Origin of the sequence: Paeniglutamicibacter sp. NPDC012692 (assembly GCF_042901625.1) — a bacterium.
In the GTDB taxonomy this organism is placed as follows: Bacteria; Actinomycetota; Actinomycetes; order Actinomycetales; family Micrococcaceae; genus Paeniglutamicibacter.
The window spans coordinates 1,127,528-1,144,114 of the sequence record NZ_JBIBDE010000001.1; the positions used below are offsets into that span (position 1 = coordinate 1,127,528).

The 16,587-nt window shown below is 67.5% G+C and carries 10 protein-coding genes and 2 tRNA genes; 5 read left to right on the plus strand and 7 right to left on the minus strand.

What is annotated here, in order from left to right; all coding sequences use genetic code 11:
• Nucleotides 1-165: 165 nt before the first annotated feature.
• The gene (locus ACFY5D_RS05170) at nt 166-2,022 is read left to right on the plus strand and encodes an HNH endonuclease signature motif containing protein (RefSeq protein WP_387525957.1); all 1,857 of its coding nucleotides are present in this window, start codon (nt 166-168) and stop codon (nt 2,020-2,022) included.
• A 170-nt stretch (nt 2,023-2,192) separates the two neighbouring features.
• Here the strand turns inward: ACFY5D_RS05170 and ACFY5D_RS05175 are convergent.
• The 4 genes from ACFY5D_RS05175 to ACFY5D_RS05190 all read right to left on the minus strand — a co-directional run bounded on the left by ACFY5D_RS05175 (nt 2,193) and on the right by ACFY5D_RS05190 (nt 7,217).
• Nucleotides 2,193-2,266: transfer RNA gene (locus ACFY5D_RS05175), tRNA-Met, on the minus strand.
• A gap of 330 nt (nt 2,267-2,596) precedes the next feature.
• Nucleotides 2,597-2,670 (minus strand) — tRNA-Met (locus ACFY5D_RS05180).
• A gap of 86 nt (nt 2,671-2,756) precedes the next feature.
• On the minus strand, nt 2,757-5,705 hold the full coding sequence (locus tag ACFY5D_RS05185; protein WP_387527569.1) for a UPF0182 family protein: 2,949 nt from the start codon (nt 5,703-5,705) through the stop codon (nt 2,757-2,759).
• A gap of 297 nt (nt 5,706-6,002) precedes the next feature.
• Nucleotides 6,003-7,217: a PDZ domain-containing protein gene (locus ACFY5D_RS05190; protein ID WP_387525960.1), complete on the minus strand. Its 1,215-nt coding sequence runs from the start codon at nt 7,215-7,217 to the stop codon at nt 6,003-6,005.
• A 222-nt stretch (nt 7,218-7,439) separates the two neighbouring features.
• On the opposite strand from ACFY5D_RS05190, the gene ACFY5D_RS05195 reads away from it, so the two are divergent.
• Nucleotides 7,440-8,906, plus strand: a complete 1,467-nt coding sequence (locus tag ACFY5D_RS05195) for a zinc-dependent metalloprotease (RefSeq protein ID WP_387525963.1) — start codon at nt 7,440-7,442, stop codon at nt 8,904-8,906.
• A gap of 137 nt (nt 8,907-9,043) precedes the next feature.
• Here ACFY5D_RS05195 and ACFY5D_RS05200 read toward each other — a convergent pair whose 3' ends face one another.
• On the minus strand, nt 9,044-9,706 hold the full coding sequence (locus ACFY5D_RS05200) for a M48 family metallopeptidase (RefSeq protein WP_387525966.1): 663 nt from the start codon (nt 9,704-9,706) through the stop codon (nt 9,044-9,046).
• Nucleotides 9,707-9,872: 166 nt separating this feature from the next.
• Between ACFY5D_RS05200 and ACFY5D_RS05205 the strand changes: the two genes are divergently transcribed.
• The gene (locus ACFY5D_RS05205) at nt 9,873-10,922 is read left to right on the plus strand and encodes a hypothetical protein (RefSeq protein WP_387525969.1); all 1,050 of its coding nucleotides are present in this window, start codon (nt 9,873-9,875) and stop codon (nt 10,920-10,922) included.
• A 32-nt stretch (nt 10,923-10,954) separates the two neighbouring features.
• On the opposite strand, the gene ACFY5D_RS05210 is transcribed toward ACFY5D_RS05205, so the two are convergent.
• Nucleotides 10,955-13,057: an ATP-dependent DNA helicase UvrD2 gene (locus ACFY5D_RS05210; protein WP_387525972.1), complete on the minus strand. Its 2,103-nt coding sequence runs from the start codon at nt 13,055-13,057 to the stop codon at nt 10,955-10,957.
• Nucleotides 13,058-13,063: 6 nt separating this feature from the next.
• Nucleotides 13,064-14,023: an NAD(+) diphosphatase gene (gene nudC / locus ACFY5D_RS05215; RefSeq protein WP_387525975.1), complete on the minus strand. Its 960-nt coding sequence runs from the start codon at nt 14,021-14,023 to the stop codon at nt 13,064-13,066.
• Between the two features lie 226 nt (nt 14,024-14,249).
• On the opposite strand from nudC, the gene ACFY5D_RS05220 reads away from it, so the two are divergent.
• Together ACFY5D_RS05220 and ACFY5D_RS05225 are read left to right on the plus strand one after the other, a co-directional pair.
• Nucleotides 14,250-15,632 (plus strand): phosphotransferase, encoded by a 1,383-nt coding sequence (locus ACFY5D_RS05220; RefSeq protein WP_387525978.1) that lies wholly within the window; start codon nt 14,250-14,252, stop codon nt 15,630-15,632.
• Nucleotides 15,633-15,786: 154 nt separating this feature from the next.
• Nucleotides 15,787-16,548: a hypothetical protein gene (locus ACFY5D_RS05225; RefSeq protein ID WP_387525981.1), complete on the plus strand. Its 762-nt coding sequence runs from the start codon at nt 15,787-15,789 to the stop codon at nt 16,546-16,548.
• Nucleotides 16,549-16,587 lie beyond the last annotated feature (39 nt).

Sequence of the window (16,587 nt, forward strand, 5' to 3'; positions counted from 1 at the left end):
GCCCCGTGTCAGCCAATGCCGCCCGTTGCCGCGCGATCAGCCCCCTCCGGCACCTTTCCGCACAGGCCCGGCGGCGGTCTCGCGCCGGCACACCTTTCCCGGGGTTCTCCACAGCGCCGGCGCCCGTGACCTTCGAAGGCGCTGCAAAGGTTCATGCTCGATCCCATGAGCAGCGGAGAAATCCTTCCAGCAAGGGCCGGCGCCGAAGACGCCTTCGGTCCAGGCGCCGGGCACGACGTGTCACCGGAGGACCTGCTGCGCGACTTCTTTGAACTCCAGGACCGCCTCGACACGCTCACCGAAACCCTCGCCACACTGGCCACTGTCTCCCCCGTCACAGCTGTCCTGCTGAACATGGGGCTGGAGAAAGCCCGCCGGCGCGCAGGCCACCACCGTCTCCTCGCTGCCCGTGCCGCCCAACGCTCCCTCGCCCACGAGCTGCCCGTCGAAACGCTCAACGAGCTGCGGGAGATCACCGACCACCCGGCGGGCTTCGCTGCGGGCGACGCCGTCCTGCCGGCGGACCCGCGCAGCGTCCCCACCGGGAGGCTTCCACACAAGAACACGGCCGAGCTCTTGCAGCGCACCTGCGCCATCGGCTACTTCGACGCACGCGACCGGCTCGACGCCGCCGACTTCCTGCTCCCGGGAACCGATGAACATGGAATGCCGGCCCCGGCACGCTACCCCTTGTTGGCGGTACACCTGCGGGCCGGCAAGCTCGACCCGACCGAGGCGATCCGGGCCGCCAACAAGCTCGAAAAACTGCGCTCCGGGATCGCCGGCCAACCCAACCCCGCCAAACTCACCGCGTCGATCGAGGAACAGGTCCTCGAATCCCTGCTCACGCAGGGCCCAGCGGCCACCACCAAGCTCCTCAACACCGTTAACGCGGAGCTGGAGGACGCGCCGGCACCGGCGCCAACCGGGGAGGAACTTGCAGCCAAGACCGGTTTCCGGCTCTCCCGTCGTACCGAACACCTCACGTACTTCACACTCACCGTGACCAATCTGGATGCCGAACTGGTCCTGTCCCACTTCGCCCTTTCCGACAATCCACGAACCAATGCCGGCAACCGAGAGAATCTCGCCAACGACGCCCAGCACAGGAACTCCGGTACCCAAAACAATGGCAATGGCGAGGGTGCAGGTTCAGCACCCGGCACGAATGTGGTGCCGCTCCGGCCCATGGACCGCAACGAGGCGCCTACGATCCCCGAATGGGCCGTCGCACCCAACACCCCACCAAACGAACTTCCCCATGCCGAATGGACGGATCTCGGCCGCACCACACCCGCCCACCGGGCCGACGGCTCGGAGGACTTCGTGCCACCGAGTGAAAGCCAAGCATCAGCGGTACCCACATCCGAAGCAACATTGCCGGACCGGTTCAACAACACCGCCGAAGGACCCGACGGACTAACACCTGCCAGACGCAGGCTGCAGACCCTGCTTAACATCATGAGAACTTCAGGAGCGCCCCGTTCCAAGGGATCCAAGGCAACCAGCGGGCTGCCCCAAGCCCGCCTCATCGTCTATTGCCAACTCACCACCCTGCTCGGCCTGGCCGAAAAGGCGGGCATCACCCAACACGGACTCACGGTCTCCCCCGGGGACCTTCGCCGGGAATTGTGCAACGCCGGGGTCATTCCACTCGTCTTCAACGGCGAGAGCCAAATCCTGGACGTCGGTCGGGAACAACGCTTCGTCCCCGATTACATGCGCCAAGCGGTTCTCGCCCGCGACGGCGGCTGCATCGTCCCGGGCTGCACGGTTCCGCCCGAGCATCTCGAAATGTGCCACATCGACAGTTGGGCCGATGGCGGAAACACCAGCATTGATAACTCGGCCCCCGGCTGCGTCAACCACCACCACGGATACCACACCGGACAATACAGGCTCGTGCGCAACGAGCACGGACTGCCCGCGGTCATCCTCCCCAAGTACCTGGATCCCGAACAAAAACCCCGGCGCAGCACCCAGTGGCAACAACACACGCAATCCGGCCCGAATCTCTTCTGACCGTGCCACGTCGACGAACGGTGCCTTCATGCCTTTGGCCTCTGCTGTTGCGCGGTACCTACCTGATTGCGCGGCCCCCATTCATGGAATCGAGGTGCCGGAATCCGCGTCCTGGCTTAAATACAAAACAACCCATGATCCTGAATCAGGATCATGGGTTGTTTTCTCTGTGGCGGGGACAGGATTTGAACCTGTGACCTCCGGGTTATGAGCCCGGCGAGCTACCGAACTGCTCCACCCCGCGTCGGTAGATACAACAGTACCAGCGCATCGCCGTGGCACCTAATCCAGATGAACATTCATCGAACAAAGGGTGAAAACCGCGCCAGTTCAGCAGCCAAAGCCCGGCGTAACCCATTTTGTCCACGACAATACGTGCCAAACGCAGAATTTTCCAAAGTGTGCTCGCTCACTTAAGGGCCCGATGGCGTCACCTCGCTCGAATGCGCGTACCGTCACCGTCACTGTCGGTTCCACGGGAAGGGGCAACAGCGGACCCGACACTGCAGCAACAGGCTTAAGCACCAAAAGGAACGACCCCGACCAGGTTTCCCTGGTCGGGGTCGTTATCTCGTGGCGGGGACAGGATTTGAACCTGTGACCTCCGGGTTATGAGCCCGGCGAGCTACCGAACTGCTCCACCCCGCGGCGATGTATCAATCATCGCCGACGGGGGTGGACTTGCGCAAATCCTGGCAGTGTCGCCCTGCTCACACCCGGTATTCAGCGCCCGGTTATGGCGCCGTGGTTCCCTGTGCAGGCGTCTCCGATGCCGGGGCACCGGTGCCATCGGTCGGGGCCGGCGTTGGGGCCGGTGCCTCCGGGACGACAGGCTTGCCGGTCAGTTCGGATTCGGCCTCGAGCGCGGCCTCGAGGGCCTTCTGCAACTTGGCCTGCTCTGCACCGTACTTGGCGAAGTCGTTCTGCGCCAAAGCCGCCTGGCCCGCCTTGATCGCCGCGTTGGCTTCATTCAAGGCCTGCGAAAGCTTCTGCTGCGCCGTCTGCGTCACGGGCGGCTTGCCCGGTTCGCCTCCGCCGGTGGTTCCGCCGTTTTCACTTGTCACGGCGCCGGACGAGCCCTTGAAGACCTGGTCGAGCGCTTCGGAGAGGGTGTCGGCGAAGCCGACGTTGTCACCGAACGCCACCAGGACCTTGCGCAGGGTCGGGTAGGAGGTCACGCCCGAGGACTGCACGTAGACGGGCTGGACGTAGAGGATGCCGCCGCCGACCGGCAGCGACAGCAGGTTGCCGTTCTTGACCTGCGATGCACCCTGGCGCAACAGGTTCAACGTCTGCGACACGGTGGTGTTGGAATCGAAGTTCTGCTGTGCCTGGCCCGGGCCCGGCACGCTGGTTTCGCGCGGGAGCGCAAGCAGGCGGAGCGTGCCGTAGCCCTCGGCCTTCTTGCCGGCCTCGCTTCCGGCGTCGGCCTCGGCAGAGAGGAACCCGAAGAGCACGTTTCGCTGCTGCCCGCCCGCTGCGGTCTGCGGAATGAACGTGGAGGTCAGCGAGAATGTCTCGGCGTCCTGCGTCGGCATCTTCAGCGACATGTAGTACGGCGGCTGCTTGATGTTGGCGTTTCCCTGCGTCGGGTCCGAGGGGACCGCCCAGGCGTCGTTGGAGTCGTAGAAGCCGTCGGGATCCGTCACGTGGTACGTGGCGAGCAGCTCGCGCTGGACCTTGAACAGGTCCTCCGGGTAGCGCACGTGGCTCATCAGCTCGCCGGACATCTCGGCCATCGGCTTGATGTTCGACGGGAAGACCTTCTGCCATGCCTGCAGGAGCGGTTCGTCTTCCTCCCACGCGTACAGCGTGACCGAGCCGTCGTAGGCGTCAACAGTGGCCTTGACCGAGTTGCGGATGTAGTTGACCTGGCCGGTCAACGCCGCGGCACGGGTGCCGCCGCTCAGCGAGTCGGCGACTGCCGAATCCAGCTGCTGCTGCTTGGAGTACGGGTAGTTCTTGGAGGTGGTGTACGCATCGACGATCCACTGGACGCGGCCGTCGACGATCGCCGGGTAGGCGTTGGAGTCCACCGTCAGGTACGGCGCGACCTTCTGGACGCGGTCCTTCGGGTTTCGGTCGTAGAGGATCTGCGACTCGGAGTTGATGGCGTCCGAAAGCAGCAGGTCCGTGGAGGCGAACTTCAGCGAGTAGACCAGGCGGTTGAAGAAGTTGCCGACCGACGGGCCGCCGTCGCCGGAGAAGGTGTTGCGGGTGTCCTGGCTGCCGGAGCCGGAGGCCGGGCGGTCAAGTTCTCGCGGGGCCCAGCCCTCGGGGCCGCCGACGATCGAGTACTGAGGGGACAGTTCGCCGAAGTAGATGCGCGGCTCGTAGGTCTTGTCGCTTGCCAGCACGCCGCCGGTGGGGATGCCGCTGAGCATGAAGTCGGGGCGACCGCCGGAGGTCACGCGGTTGCCGTAGGCGGCCACCACGCCGTAGCCGTGGGTGTAGGTGATGTGCTGGTTGACCCAGGACTCGGTGGGGTCGACGCTGAGCTCGCGCACGGCGATCACGGTGTCTTCGGTCTTGCCGTCGATGGCGTAGCGGTCGACGTTCAGCGTCGGGGCGAACTTGTAGTAGGTCCGGAACTGCTGCAGCTGGGCGAACGCCGAGGAAACGAGGTTCGGGTCCAGCAGGCGGATGTTCGTGGTGGTCGCGCTGTCCTTGGCCAGCGCGTCCTTCTTCGGGTTCACCTCGGCGTTGTAGGCGGTCTCCTCGACGCCGGACAGGCCGTACGCCTTCCGGGTCATCTGGATGTTCTTCTCGATGTACGCGCGCTCGAGCGTCTTTTCGGACGGAACGACCTGGTACTGCTGCACGATGAACGGGTAGATGCCGCCGGCGACGACGACCGTCACCAGCAGCATCGCGGTGCCGATGATCGGCAGGCGCCAGCGCCCGATGATCGCGGTGATGATGAACGTGATGGCTACCAGCACCGCGGCGATCGCCAGGATGGTCTTGGTCGGGATCACCGCGTGCACGTCGGTGTACAGGGCGCCGGCCACGCGGCCGTTCTGCGAAAGCAGCGTCGAGTAGCGGTCAAGCCAGAAGTTGCCGGCTTGCAGGAGCAGGAAGGCCACGGCGAACACGGCGATGTGGATGCGTGCCGCCTTGCCGACGACGATGCCGCCGCGCTCCTCCACGCGGATGCCGCCGTAGAGGTAGTGGGTGAGCAGCCCGGCGATGCCGGCGATCAGCACCACCGAGATCAGGTAGCCGATCAGCAGGCCCAGGAACGGCAGCGTGAAGATGTAGAAGCCCAGGTCCATGTTGAACTGCGGGTCGGTCTCACCGAACGGGACCTGGTTGAAGAAGAGCAGCACCTCCTTCCACTGCGAGGTCACCGCGGTGGCGGCGAAGACGCCGATGACCACCGGGACGCCGATCATCAGCAGCCGGCGCATCGGCTCGAGCTGGGACTGGTACTTGGACATGCTGTCCTGCTGGTGGCCGTCCGGGGCATACACCGGGCGCGCCCGGTAGGCCATCCGCATCGAGATCCAGATGGCGAAGCCCATGACCAGGAACGCCACGGCGAAGATGCCGATCTTGGCGAGGTTCTCGGTCCAGAACACGGACTGGAAGCCGAGCTGGTTGTACCAGAGCACATCGGCGTACACGCTCGCGAAGAACACGAACACGGCCACCAGGATGCCGATGATGACGATCGTCGGCATCAGCGGGGACGAGCGCCGCTCCGGATGCTGCTGCGGGTCGGGACGCTCCTGGGGGCCGCGCGGCGGGCCCCCGAAGGGATTGCCATTGCCAAAACTCAATTTTTACCTCACCGTTGGACCGATTCGGCACGCCGTGGAGGCGCACCTCGAACTAGGACTTTGTTCTCCATTCTGCCCTGCATCGGGTGCAAGAGCTCAATGGGCACAGCCATTCGTCGGCAATAGTGCGTAAATTGTGACAGTTGCCGGACAAAACCCGGCAAATCCCGTCCGAACCTGAGCGTTTACTGAAAAGTCCTACCGGCACGAGGGGAAGGAACCCGGGTCCTTCCCGCTGCCGATCCCCTCCACCGCGGCACGCGCCTGGTCCAGCGTTTCGACCTTCACCACGTCCAGGCCGGCCGGGACCCGCCCGACGACGTCCGCGCAGTTGTCCGCCGGCGCCAGGAACACCTGCGCGCCGTTGGCCTTGGCGCCGACCATCTTCTGGGCGATGCCGCCGATGGGCTGCACCTGGCCGTCGGCGGTGATCGCGCCGGTGCCGGCGAAGTGCTTGCCGCCGGTCATTTCCCCCGGGGTCAGCTCGTCGACGATGGCCAGGGCGAACATCATGCCGGCGCTCGGCCCGCCGACGTTTTCCAGCCCGAACTTCACGTCCAGGGGGAAGTCGAAGCCGCTGCCCAGCATGATGCCCAGCTGGCGCTGGCCGCCCTGCCCCGCAGCGGTGTTGACGGTGACCGTGAGCGGCTTGCCGCCGCGCAGGATCTCCAGTTCGCTGGGCTTCTCCCCCGCCTTCTGCAGTTCCTTCTTCAGCAGGTCGAGGTCGTCGATCGCCGTCCCGTTGATGGCGACCAGCCGGTCCCCGGTCTTCAGCGTCTTCGAATTCTGTTCGGTGGCGAACCCGGCGACGGACAGGTGCCGGGTGAACGGGATGTCCAGCTCGTGCAGCGCCGCGGCGGTGGAGAGCTGCTGCGAGTCGTCCATCATCACGGTGTTCTGTTCGCTTTGCTGCTCGCTGGTGGTGCCGCGCGGCAGCACCATTTCCTCCGGCAGCACGTCCTTCTTCGGGTCGATCCAGCCGCCGAGCACGTTGAAGAAGCCCAGCCGGTGTTGCCCGCCGCCCTGCACGTAGACGGTTGTCATGTCCAGCTCGCCGCTGGTCGGGTAGGTCGGCTTGCCGGTGACGGTCAGCATCTTGGTGCCCTCGACCTTGCCGATGGTGTTCAGCGCCGGGCCCGCGGATTCCACCACGAAGTGCGTGGGAAGAACCGCCGCAAGGGCGATGGTTCCCACGACGATCCATCCGGCGACAGCCATGCCGCGGTGCGCGGCGGCGGACTGCGGGGCGGCACTGGTGCCTTGGGTGCCCTGGGCGCCACCGGCGCCAGCGGCAAATGGGATGCGGCGCCACAACGGCCGGTGGTCGGCGCCGTCGGGGTCGCCTGTCATCCGCGGGTTCGGGGCAGCAGCGTCGTTCCTCGACGACTCCGGCGTTCCTGGCACTGCTGGCACTGTTCCTCTTTCACGTTTTCATGTTGCTCCGGCCGGCGGGAAGGACACTGCCCGTACCCCGCGGCCGATCGTCTGGCTCCGTTCCAGCCTACAAGCACGGGCGACCGGGGCTCCCCCGTCCGGGCCCCCGGCGCCGGGTTCACAGCATTTTCCGATGTGCCCACAGCGAACTGGCTTCGCCGTCCGTGGGTCGATGCGCCGGGGCCGGGGTACCGTTGAAACATGGCTGAGAACCCCCCATCAAACCGTCCAGATGATTCCGAAAACAACGACGAGAACCCGAAGGATCCCTTCTCCGAGATGTTCGGCGCGTTGTTCGGCGGCGCGGGCGGATTCGACCCGAAGAACCTTCCCGCCGGGCTCGGCGAGGCCATGGGCATGGGCAACAACCCCGACGCCATGGCGCAGATGATGAAGCAGGCCCAGGCGATGATGGCCGCCATGTCGCAGGGCGGATCCGGCCCGGTGAACTGGAAGATGGCGACCGACACCGCCCGCCAGTCCATCGCCGGCGAGGACCCGTCGATCAGCGCGACCCGCGCCTCCGCGATCGCCAACGCCGCACAGCTGGCCGACCTGTGGCTCGATGCCGCAACCGCCCTCGAGGGCGACGGCAGCACCTGCCGCGCGCTCTCCCGCGCCGAATGGGTCGAGAAGACCATGCCCGTGTGGAAGTCGCTGACCGAGCCGGTCGCCGAATCCGTCGGCAAGGCCATCACCGCGGCGCTGACCGAACAGATCCCCGAGCAGATGCGCCCGATGATCGGCGGCGCGCAGGGCATGCTGCAGTCCCTGGGCGGCACCATGTTCGGCATGCAGCTGGGCACCGCCGTGGGCGGCCTTGCCAAGGACGTGCTGGGCGCCACCGACATCGGCCTGCCGTTGGCCGGCTCCACCCCGGCGCTGGTGCCGACCAACCTCGCCGCGTTCGGCGAGGGCCTGGAGGTGCCCGAACAGGAGATCCTGCTCTTCGCCGCGCTGCGCGAATGCGCCCACGTCCGCCTGTTCAACCGGGTGCCGTGGCTGCGTTCGACGCTGATCGGCGCGATCGAGGCGTACGCCCGCGGCATCCACATCGACATGTCCCGCATCGAGGACGCGGTGCGCGACATCGACCCGATGAACCCCGAATCGATGCAGTCGCTCATGGGCGAGGGCCTGTTCATGCCCCAGCGCACCCCGGCCCAGGACGCCGCGTTGGAGAAGCTGGAGCTGGTGCTGGCGCTCGTCGAGGGCTGGGTCGACGAGGTTGTTGCAGCCGCCGCGGTCAACCTGCCCAGCGCCGTGCCGCTGCGCGAGACCATCCGCCGCCGCCGGGCCTCCGGCGGACCCGCGGAGAACGCCTTCGCTTCCCTGGTGGGGCTCGAACTGCGTCCGCGCCGCCTGCGCGAGGCCGCCGCCCTGTGGGCGCACCTGCTCGACGAGCGCGGCATCGAGGGCCGAGACGCCGTCTGGGACCACCCGGACCTCATGCCGACCGGCGAGGACTTGCAGGATCCGGCGGGATTCACCCCGCGCCGCCAGCTGGCCGAGGCCAGCATGGACGACATCGACGCGGCGCTGAGCAAGCTGCTCTCCGGCGGCTTCGATGCCCCGGAAGCCGATGACTCAGCGGATGCCGACGGCGTCGAGGGTGACGATCGTCCCGAGGGCGACGGGACCGCCGGCGGGGAACCGCAGGGCAAGTAGTCCCGCCCGGGCCGCGTACCCCGGAACGTCCTTCGCGAACGATGGCCGGCGGCCGCCGACCCACCTGATGGTGGTGTCGGCAGCCGCCGGCCATCGTTTTTGCGTTGAAGCGCGTGCCTGCCGGAAGCGCGTTGCTGTCAGAACAGCCCGGGGGCACCGGGAGCCCCGGGCTCCGGGTCGAAGTCGTCGAAGTCTTCGTCGTCCCCGAACGGAAGACCAGCGGCCGGCGCGCCCCCGGCCGGGGCGTGGGAGCGTGTGGCATACCCGTGGCTCACGCCGGCGAGGAAGGTGTTTGCGTCGTGGACGCGCGGGTAGCGGGACAGCGCCGCCTTGAAACGCGGCCCGTGGCCGTCGCGCGGCTCGACCAGGTGGGCCAGCTCGTGGGCCAGGACGTAGTCCTGCACCCACTGCGGCATGGCCCGCAGCCGGTCGGAGAGCCTGATCCTGCGGCTGCGCAGGCTTGCCGATCCCCAGCGCCGGTTCTGGTTGCCGACCCAGCGCACCGAGGCGGGTGCCGCACGGCCGCCGAAAAGCTCGGCGTCCAAGGAGCGCGCGCGGGCCAGCAGCAGCGCGTCGGCGTCCGGCACCACCGCCCGGGCCACCTTGCGCTCGAGCTTCTTGACCATGTCCAGCACCAGGATCCGCTCGGCGTCGTGCGTCAGCTCCGCGGGCACCGAGACCACCATGGTGTTTTCCTTCCACACGGCGGAGATCGTCTTCCGGCGCTTGGTGGAACGCACCACCCGGATCGGCGTGCCGGAGTCGTTCACGAACTCGATGGTCGATGGGTGCACTGGCATTGTCTGTTCCTTTCCTGCGCCGGGACGCTGCCGGCGATCCCCGCCGCCTCTGCCGCGCATTTGGCACTTGCCCGCGCCGCCCTGTGGATAGCGCCCGAAGCCCGTCGGGGCGATGCCACCATGGGCTGGTGGAAGCCGATCGGCTCACGATGAAAGGGGCAGCACCATGAGGATCAACCCGGGTTTACAGGTACTCAGCATAGTGGAGGGGACCATCCAGATCGGCACCGGGCAGGGTGCGCGGTGGATAACCGGTCTGGACCCCGCCGAGCAGCTATTCGTGCTTTCGCTGTGCGGGAGGGAGCCGGCGTGCGGGCCCGCGGAGGCACCGTTCCTGCCGCCGGAGCGGCAAAACGCAATCCTGTCGGTCCTGCGCCCGGTGCTCATCGAACCGGCCGCCGATCCGTCCGCTTCTTCCGGACCCGCGGCTTCGGCCCGGGCGGCGGCCGCGTCGGACGGGCCCGGCAGTTCCCGGCTCACCCCGGACGTCCTGCAGTGGTCGGCGGCCTACGAGCTGGACGCCGGGCCGGTGCTCCGGAAGCGGGCCGACGCGCGGGTCGCCATCCACCAGCTGGGCAGGACCGGGCAGATGCTGGCCGGCATCCTGGCCGCCTCGGGCATCGGGTCGCTGCTGCTGTGCGACGCCGGGCGCATGCAGCCCGAGGACCTCGGCGCGGCAACCACCGGCATCAACACCGTGGGGCAATTGCGCACCCGGGCGGCCTCGCGGGCGCTGGCGCAGACGTACCCGCGGCTCACGCTCGCCGAAACCGCGCTGCGCGGTCCGGATGCGGCGCCGGTGGACCTGGCGGTCGTGATCGCCGGCGGGCTGCTGCCGGACCTCGGGCTCCTCCCGCAGGACGATCGGCTGCTGCCGGTCCTCTTCACCGACGCCGGGGTGCGCATCGGCCCCCTGGTGATCCCCGGGCTGACGATGTGCGACGCCTGCGCCTGGGAGCAGTGCGATCCCACGCTGCGCATCGTCCCGCCCGGCGGGCACCTCGGGCGCGGGCACCCGCTGCTGCCCGAGGCCAGCTTGGCCGCCACGGCGGCGGGCACGGCCGCCACCCAGATACTCATGGCGCTCGACGAGGTCAACGTGCCCGCGGCGGCGGAGGCCATGATCCTTGTCGACCTGGCCACCGGCGCCACCCGGCAGGTCCCCGCGCGGCAAAGGCCCGGGTGCACCTGCCTCGACGGGCAGGAAGCAGCGTAGAGCGGCGGGTGCTTCGGCCCGGCAGGGCCCCGCTAGGCCGATCCGAGGATCTGCAGGATCGCGTCCCCGTAGCGCTCGAGCTTGCCGGGACCCACGCCGGAGACGAGCCCCAGCGCCGCAAGGTCTCCGGGGTTCGCCTCCGCGATCGCCATGAGCGTGGCATCGGTGAAGATCACGAATGCCGGCAGCGAGTTGGCCTGGGCGATCTGCAGCCGCCAGGACCGCAGGTTCTCGAACACCGCCTCGTCGTACCCGGCCGGGCAATTGCCGCAGCGCCCGAGCTTTCGCTCCGCCGCGCCGTTGAGCAGGGTGCCGCAGGTGCGGCAGGTCGGCGGGCCGGCGAGCGCCTTGCGCTTGGTTGCGCGTGCGGTTCCCTGCGTGCGGGAGCTGCCGGCCGGGCGCAGCCCGTCGAGGAAGCGGGAGGGCCTGCGGTGGGCGCGTCCCCCGGGGGTCCGGGCCAGCGACCAGGACAGCGAGAGGTGGACGCGGGCGCGGGTGATGCCCACGTAGAGCAGCCGGCGTTCCTCGTCGTAGCCGGCCTGGTCCTCGGCGAAGGAGATCGGCATGAGGCCCTCGGAGAGCCCGACCAGGAACACCGCGTCCCATTCCAGGCCCTTGGCCGCGTGCAGCGAGGCCAGGGTGACGCCCTGGATGGTCGGGGCGTGCTGGCTGGCGGCGCGTTCCTCCAGCTCGGTGACAAAGGCGTGCAACGTGAAGGGGGTCTCGGCGTCCGCCCGGGCGGCTGCCATCTCGTCGGCCAGCCCCACCAGCGCGGAGAGCGACTCCCACTTCTCGCGCACCGCTCCCCCGCCGGTGGGGGCGATGTTGCTGTAGCCCAGCGAGATGAGGATGTCGCGGGTGAGTTGCGGAACCGATTCGTCACTTGCCGATCGCGAGGCGGAGCGCAGCTGCAGCATCGCGTCACGCACCTCGCGGCGGTTGAAGAAGCGTTCCCCGCCACGCAGCAGGTAGCCGATGCCCTGCGCGGTGAGTGCCTGCTCGTAGGCCTCCGACTGCCCGTTGGTGCGGTAGAGGATGGCGATTTCCGACGCGGGGGTGCCCGCCGCGAGCAGTTTCTTGATGCGCGCGGCGACCTCGGCGGCCTCCGCCTCGTCGTCCTTGGCCTCGATGAAGTCCGGCTCCGGCCCGGGGTCGCGCTGGGCGATCAGCTCCAGCGGCGTCGGCCAGGCGATGTCTCGGTCGGGCACCCCGGGCTCGGGGCTGCGTGCGGCGAGCACCCGGTTGGCCAGGTGCACCACCTGCGGGGTGGAGCGGTAGTCGCGCACCAGCTTGACCACCGGGGCGTCCTGGTACTTCGCCGGGAAGTCCAGCAGGTGGCGCGGGGTGGCGCCGGTGAAGGAGTAGATGGTCTGCGAGGCGTCGCCCACCACGCAGAGTTCGTCGCGCCCGCCCAGCCACAGGTCAAGCAGGCGCTGCTGGAGCGGGGAAACGTCCTGGTACTCGTCCACCACGAAGTGGCGGTACTGGTCGCGCACCGAGGCCGCGACCCGCTCGTCGTCCTCCAGGATGGCCACGGTCAGCAGCAGCACGTCCTCGAAGTCGATGTACTGCCTGTCGGTCTTCACGTCCTCGTAGGACTGGAAGATGCGCGAGACCGTGATGGTGTCCAGCCCGCCGGGCTGGCCGCGGTCCGCCGCGGCCGCGACATAGCTCTCCGGGGTGAGCATCGAGACCTTCGCCCATTCGATCTCCGCCGCCAGGTCGCGGACCGTCGCGCGGTCGGCGTTGGTGCGCAGGCGCCGGGCGGCCTCTGTGATCAGCGGGGCCTTGTAGTCGACGATGCCGGGCAGCGTACCGCCGATGGCCTGCGGCCAGAAGTACTGCAGCTGGCGCAGCGCTGCGGCGTGGAAGGTGCGCGTCTGCACCGCGCCTGCACCAAGCTCGCGCAGGCGGGAGCGCATTTCGGCGGCGGCACGAGCGGTGAAGGTGACGGCCAGCAGCGAGCTGGGCTTGTAGACGCCCGAGTGCACCCCGTAGGCGATGCGGTGGGTGATGGCCCGGGTCTTGCCGGTGCCGGCGCCGGCGAGCACGCACAGCGGACCGTTCAGCGTGGTTGCCACCTGGCGCTGCTCGGCGTCCAGTCCGGCGAGGATGCGGTCTTCGAGGGATGCCATGCGGTTCTAGTTCTCCAGGTGTTCGGGTTCCGGCAGCGCGCCGCCGTACCAGTCTTCGATCAGGGCGCTGGCGATGGAGACGCCGACGGGCACCCCGATCTCCCCGGAGCGGATCTGCGCGGCGAGCTCCTCGCGGGTGAACCAGCGCAGGTCGATGATCTCCACCCCGTCCGGGCGCAGTTCGGTGTCCAGGGCCGTGGCCGTGAACCCGAGCATCAGCGAGCACGGGAACGGCCAGGGCTGCGATCCCATGTAGCGCGGGTTGGCGACGACCACGCCGGATTCCTCGGCGACCTCGCGGATCACCGCGGACTCCAGCGACTCGCCCGGTTCCACGAACCCGGCCAGCGTGGAGAAGCGCTTGCCGCCCCATTGTGCGTTCGCGCCAAGCAGCAGCCGGTCGTCCTTGTCGGTGATGGCAACGATGATTGCCGGGTCGGTGCGCGGGAAGTGCTCGGAAGCGTCGTTCGGGCAGGCTTTGACCCAGCCGGATGCCCTTGATTCCAGCTGGTGGCCGCAGCGCGGGCAAAACTGCATCGTGTGGTTCCAGTTGGCGATGGCGACGGCCTCCACAAAGAGCCCGGCGTCGCGGGGAGCCAGACCGGCGGCGACGTCGCGCAATCCCAGCCATTCACCGGGGTCCGCCCCCTGGTGCCCCCTGGTCAGCACGCCGGGATCGTCGTGGAAGGCGTGAAGCACGATCTCGCGCGCTCCGTCGAAGCCCAGGTAGACCTCCGTGCCGCCGTCAGGGACCTGTGCCCGGGCCACGAGTTCCAGGGCGCCGTCGCGTACGTGCACGCGGCCGCCAACCATGATCAGGTAGCCGGTCTCCGGGGCATTGCCCAGCCGCTCCAACCAGTCGGCTTCGGTCCGCCGTTCGCAGCGCCTGTCGACGGATTCACGCGCCAGCGGCAGGGCCCCTAGGGCCGGGTGGGTCGGGCCTGCTGGCTGCGCTGTTTCACTCATACCCCTAACCGTACTGATCCGCACCGCCCAACGCCTACTCCCGCTCATCCGCACGGGGTTTCTGTGCCCGACGGCACGCCGGATGGCAGCCGGGCCGCCCCGGGAGCCGCGAAACGTAGCCGGTGCCACATCGAAGCTGGGAACCGGCTGGATATTGGGCGTAAATCACGCGACTCGCCGCCACGCGGCAGGACGTGAGCGGCACCGGCGGTCTACGGTGGAGGATGTGAAACGCTCTCCCATGGAACTCGCTGCCATCGCCACCGCCGCGGTCCCCGGCTTGGCCCCCACGGGCGTGGCCTCATTGCCGGATGACAGTGATGATTTTGACTCGGTGCTCATTGTCGACGCCGACAAAAACCGCTGGCGTGTGCGCTCGCCGCGCCATGACGAGGCCAGCATCCGACTCGAATCCGAGCTGGCGGCGTTGCGCGCGTTTTCCGCAGGCATCCGTGCCTCCCTTCCCTTCCAGCTTCCCTCCGTCGCGGGCACGGTGCGCCAGGGCACGCTGCGGACCTTCGTCTACAACCACCTGCCGGGCAAGCAGTACTCCCTCGAGGACCTGGTGGGGCTCGGTTCCCGCTGCGCCCAGGACCTGGGTGCCGTCATGGCCGCGATCCATTCGATGCCGAAGTCTGCCATCGACCGGGCGGACTTGCCGTCGTACTCCTCCGAACAGGTGCGCCAGCGACGACTGAACGAACTCGATGCGGCCGCTACCACGGGCATGATCCCGTCCCGCCTGCTGCGCCGCTGGGAACACGCGCTGGAAGACGTGGCACTGTGGCGCTTCAACTCAACCGTCATCCACGGCGACCTGCACGAGGACCAGCTGCTGGTCGAGGACGCTAAGGTCGTCGCCGTGACCGGCTGGACCGATCTCCAGGTCGGCGATCCCGCCGACGACTTCGCCTGGCTGGCCGCCGTACACGAGCAAGCCTTCGCCGACGCTGCTTTCGAGGGCTACGTCGCGGTGCGCGGTGACCGTGCCGATCCGCACATCATGCGCCGCGCCGCACTCGCCGCCGAGTTCGCGCTGGCGCAGTGGCTGGTCAAGGCCATTGCCGGCGAAGATGTCCAGCGCATTGCCGAAGCCAAGACGATGCTCGAAGAACTGGACAACGACATCGCAGAATACGGCGGGCAGCCAATCAGCGTGGTTGAGCCACCTCGTGCCACGCGGGTCGAGGCCACGGTGGCATCCCCGGTGCCGGCGACTGCTGCTGTCACCCCGCTGCCGGCCGACTCGAGCAGCGAATCGCATGATTTCGATGAGCCGGAACCTGCAACAAATGCCATCCGGCTGATTTCCGTTCCAGTCCCTGCCCCCGTTCCGGCTCCGGTTCCGGTCCCGGCCCAGCCGAAGTCCGCGCCCCGAGCAGTTCCCATCGACGGCGGCCAGCCGGCAGCTGATTCCGACACGCCAGAGCCTGAACCCGATCATGAAGAACTGCCCGCACCGCTCAAGGCTGTTCCTGAGTCAGTCTCCATAGACCCAAGTCCCGTTGATGAATCCAATGAGGAAGAGTCAACCGAGGTCAGTGCCCCCGAAGAGGCATCCGGCCCCGACACGACCGCGATTCCGATCCAGCCCGTCGACCCCAAGTAGCTGGCGGGTGCCAGCCGCGGGCGGCAGTCCATGTTCAGCCGACCACCACGGAATAAGTTAATCCATTCAGTAGACTGTCGGATGGGGTTCCCACGTATTTTGACGTCGGTGACCTGACACTTTCCATCACTCTATGCACCGCGGAGACACAACCATGAAGAACCTCAAGGGCAGCGCCCTGCTGCTGTCAGCTACTGCCGGAGTACTGCTGGCACTGACCGGATGCGCCAGCGTATCCGACAAGCCGGCAGGCACCACCAGCGCAGGAGCTGAAAACACCCCGGAGGCCGTGCAGATCACGGTGCCGGATGCTACTGAAGTCTTCCCGAAGACGGTCGCCACCATGGACAAGGCGTCCTCGGTCACATTGAACGGCGACATTTCGAGCGGTTCCGAGAGCGCGAAGATCATGCTCTCCGGCAACAAGGATGGTTCCAACACCAAGGCGACCATCACCACCAAGGACGGCACTCTCGATCTGCTGATCGTCGATGGCGACAACTACCTGAAGGCTGACAAGAAATTCCTCGCGAAAACGGCGGGCGAGGAAGCCGCTGACATGCTCGCGACCCTGGCCGGCGACAAGTGGATCTCCGTGAAGGACGCCAGCCAGTTCGGCAACTTCAATCTCGGGTCAATGCTTGAAAGCTTTGGTACGGACAAGATGGTGAAGGTGGAGGCCCCCAAGGTCACAGCCAAATCCCTCGAGGATCTCAACGGCGTGAAGACGTTCAAGTACGTCGGTGACAAAACGAATTTCTGGATTGCCGCAGAGGGTGAGCCATACCTTTTGCAGGTCGAAGGTACAGGTTCCGCGAAAGAAGCGACCGGCACCATGACTTTCAGCGACTGGAACGCCGTGGAACCCCACAAGGCCCCCGCCACCACCGAGGTCATCAGCATTCCGGGACTGTAAGCACCCCAAAGATTGCCAATGGGTCGGGGAAACGGATCA

Coding starts and splice junctions, on each gene's coding strand:
- ACFY5D_RS05170 (WP_387525957.1), top strand. CDS start 166: ATGAGCAGCGGAGAAATCCTTCCAGCAAGGGCCGGCGCCGAAGACGCC.
- ACFY5D_RS05185 (WP_387527569.1), bottom strand. CDS start 5,705: ATGCCGACGATCGTCATCATCGGCATCCTGGTGGCCGTGTTCGTGTTC.
- ACFY5D_RS05195 (WP_387525963.1), top strand. CDS start 7,440: ATGGCTGAGAACCCCCCATCAAACCGTCCAGATGATTCCGAAAACAAC.
- ACFY5D_RS05200 (WP_387525966.1), bottom strand. CDS start 9,706: ATGCCAGTGCACCCATCGACCATCGAGTTCGTGAACGACTCCGGCACG.
- ACFY5D_RS05205 (WP_387525969.1), top strand. CDS start 9,873: ATGAGGATCAACCCGGGTTTACAGGTACTCAGCATAGTGGAGGGGACC.
- ACFY5D_RS05210 (WP_387525972.1), bottom strand. CDS start 13,057: ATGGCATCCCTCGAAGACCGCATCCTCGCCGGACTGGACGCCGAGCAG.
- nudC (WP_387525975.1), bottom strand. CDS start 14,023: ATGAGTGAAACAGCGCAGCCAGCAGGCCCGACCCACCCGGCCCTAGGG.
- ACFY5D_RS05225 (WP_387525981.1), top strand. CDS start 15,787: ATGAAGAACCTCAAGGGCAGCGCCCTGCTGCTGTCAGCTACTGCCGGA.